General features: G+C 68.4%; 3 protein-coding genes. All 3 read right to left on the bottom strand.

Annotated elements, in window-relative coordinates; all coding sequences use genetic code 11:
• The coding region (locus V7053_RS18515) for an FAD-dependent oxidoreductase (protein WP_334173724.1) at positions 1-639 on the bottom strand (639 nt) is incomplete at its 3' end.
• Between the two features lie 8 nt (positions 640-647).
• The gene (locus tag V7053_RS18510; protein ID WP_334173723.1) at positions 648-2,231 is read right to left on the bottom strand and encodes an acyl-CoA mutase large subunit family protein; all 1,584 of its coding nucleotides are present in this window, start codon (positions 2,229-2,231) and stop codon (positions 648-650) included.
• Between the two features lie 28 nt (positions 2,232-2,259).
• The coding region (locus V7053_RS18505) for an amidohydrolase family protein (RefSeq protein WP_334173722.1) at positions 2,260-3,041 on the bottom strand (782 nt) is incomplete at its 5' end.

Below are 3,041 nucleotides of genomic sequence, written 5' to 3'. Positions count from 1 at the left end.
CACCTCGGGGTCCTTGCTCGGCAGGACCTGCTGGCGGCTGACGATGAGGGTGACCCTCGAGCCGAACGAACTGAACATGTGGACGAACTCGACGCCGGTGACACCGGAGCCGATGACCACCAGGTGCTCGGGCATCTCCGGTGGCGGGTACGCCTGGCGGGTAGTGAGCACCCGATCCCCGTCGGGGTTCGCCCATGCCGGGATGCGCGGCCTGCTGCCCGTCGAGATCAGGATGGCGTCGGCGTCGATCTCCTCGATGCCCGCTTCGGTCTCGGCCACCACCTCGTGGGGGCCCTTCACCCGGCCGCTCCCGCGGATGATCCGCACCCCCTGGCTCTCCAGGAGGGTCGTCACCTGTTCGCAGAGGTGGGCTTCGATGTCTTCGACACGCCGGCGCTGCGCCGTCAGGTCGAGAAGCGGGTCCTGGTGCGTCAGACCCATGCCCTCCACCCGCCGGGTGAAGCTCATAGCCCCGCCGGTGGCGATCATGGTCTTCGACGGGATGCAGTCCCACAGGTGGGCCGCCCCTCCGATGACGTCGCGCTCGATCAGCGTGACCTCGGCCCCGAGGCGCGCGGCGTAGGTCGCGGCGGTGTTGCCGCCCGGGCCCCCCCCGATGATTGCGAAGCGGACGGGCACTCGTTCTCCTAGCGGCTCGGCTGGTAGACGCCGAACTCGGCGCGCAGGACGTCGCTCACCTCGCCCAGCGTCGCCCTTCGGCGCAGGGCTTCCTTCATCGGGGGCAGCAGGTTCTGTGTCCCCCTGGCTGCGGACGCGACGTCCGCGAGCGCGGCATCGACTGAGGCCTGATCGCGCTCGGCCCTGGTGCGCCGCACGCGGTCTACCTGGTGGCGCTCCAGCGCGGGGTCGATCGGGAACACCTCCGTCGAGTCGGGCTGGTCGTCGTGGAACTTGTTGACGCCGACTATCACCTTCTCGCCGGCATCGACGGCCTTGGCGTACGAGTACGCAGCCTGCTCGATCTCGTCTTGCATGTAACCCGCTTCGATCGCCGCCACGGACCCTCCCATGCCGTCGATCTTCTCGAGGTAGCCCCACGCCTCTTGCTCGATCGCGTCGGTGAGGGCTTCCACGAAGTACGAGCCGGCGAGAGGGTCGGCGGTGTCGACCACGCCGGATTCGTTGGCGATGATCTGCTGCGTCCGGAGCGCGATGGTCGCGGCCTTGGTTGTCGGCAACCCCAGTGCCTCGTCGTATCCGTTGGCGTGGAGGCTCTGCGTCCCGCCGAGCACCGCGGCGAGGCTCTGGATCGTCACGCGCGCGATGTTGTTCTCAGGCTGCTGGGCGGTAAGGGTGGATCCCCCGGTCTGGGTGTGGAACCTGAGCAGCTTGCTCTTCTCGTCCTTGGCCCCGAAACGTTCGGTCATGATGCGCGCCCACATCCGCCGGGCAGCCCGGAACTTGGCGACCTCCTCGAAGAAGTTGTTGTGCGCGTTCCAGAAGAAGCTCAGGCGAGGCGCGAACTCGTCCACGGGAAGGCCCGCGTCGACCGCCGCCTGGACGTACGCGATGCCGTTGGAGATCGTGAAGGCGATTTCCTGAACGGCTGTCGAGCCGGCCTCCCGGATGTGGTAGCCGGAGATCGAGATGGTGTTCCAGCTGGGGAGATTCTCGCGGCAGTAGGCGAAGATGTCGGTGATCAGCCTCATCGACTGCCGCGGCGGGTAGATGTAGGTCCCGCGGGCGACGTACTCCTTGAGAATGTCGTTTTGGATGGTGCCGCCGAGCCGGGTGGGGTCAACTCCCTGCTCCTCGGCGACGAGCTGGTAGAGGAGCAGGAGGATCGAGGCGGTGGCGTTGATCGTCATCGACGTCGTGACCTTGTCGAGGGGAAGGCCGCCGAGGAGGATCCGCATGTCGTCGATCGAGTCGATGGCGACGCCGACCTTGCCGACCTCGCCCTCCGCCCGCGGGTGGTCGGAGTCGTAACCCATCTGGGTGGGCAGGTCGAAGGCGCAGGACAGCCCCGTGCCGCCGCCGGCCAGCAGCAACCGCCACCTTTCGTTGGTGGACTCCGCCGTGCCGAACCCGGAGTACTGGCGGATCGTCCAGGGGCGCCCGCGGTACATGGTCGGGTAGATCCCGCGGGTGTAGGGGTAGCCGCCGGGCGCGCCGAGCTGCTTGTCGGCCTCCCAGCCTTCGAGGTCGGACGCCGAGTAGACGGCCTTGATCTCTATCCCTGAGTCGGTGCGGCGCTCGTCGGCGGACATAACCCCAGGTTACGTGCACACCATCCGGTCACGACAGGTGGCCGCGGGCCCACTTCCCATCCTTCAGGACGGCGGACACGAGATTGGCGCCGAGGCGGTAGACGAGATGGTCCCGTGACGGCGCGTCGAGGACGAGCGCATCGGCCCGGAAACCCGGGGAGAGCCGTCCGATGTCGCTGCGCCGGAGGGCCGCTGCCCCGCCGAATGTGGCGGACCAAAGAGCCTCGTCGGCAGACATCCCGCACTCACGAACCGCGAGCGCCATCGCGAGGGGCATCGAGGTGCAGAAACTCGAGCCCGGGTTGCAGTTGGTCGCCAGGGCGACCGTCGCCCCGGCGTCGAGGAGCGCCCTCGCGTCCGCGTACGGCTGCCGGGTGCAGAAGTCGCTCACCGGCAGGAGCGTCGCGACCGTCCGCGAGCTCGCCAGCGCCTCCACGTCAGACGGTGCCAGGTGCGTGCAGTGGTCTGCCGAGGCGGCGTCCATCTCGCACGCCAGCGAGACGCCCCCGCCAGCGCTCAGCTGGTTGGCGTGCACCTTGAGCCCCATGCCGTGTTCCCGGGCGGCGAGCAGAACCCGTCGTGACTCGTCGACGTCGAATGCGCCCGACTCGCAGAAGACGTCGCACCACCTGGCGGTCCCTGCGGATGCGGGGATCATGACGTCGCTCAAGAGGTTGAGGTAGCCGGCGCGATCGCCACGGTACTCAGCGGGGACGATGTGCGCCCCGAGGAAGGTGGTCTCGGGCGTGAGCTCTCGCGCCACGTCGAGGAGCAGCGCCTCGCTCTCGGGTGTGAGGCCGTAACCGGTCT

This window comes from Sinomonas sp., from assembly GCF_036848755.1.
Taxonomy (GTDB): Bacteria; Actinomycetota; Actinomycetes; order Actinomycetales; family Micrococcaceae; genus Sinomonas.
This window is presented reverse-complemented; position numbering and strand designations above follow the sequence as displayed.

What these genes read in the sequence shown, in the direction of transcription:
- V7053_RS18510 (WP_334173723.1), bottom strand. Translation starts at nt 2,231, where the DNA reads ATGTCCGCCGACGAGCGCCGCACCGACTCAGGGATAGAGATCAAGGCC.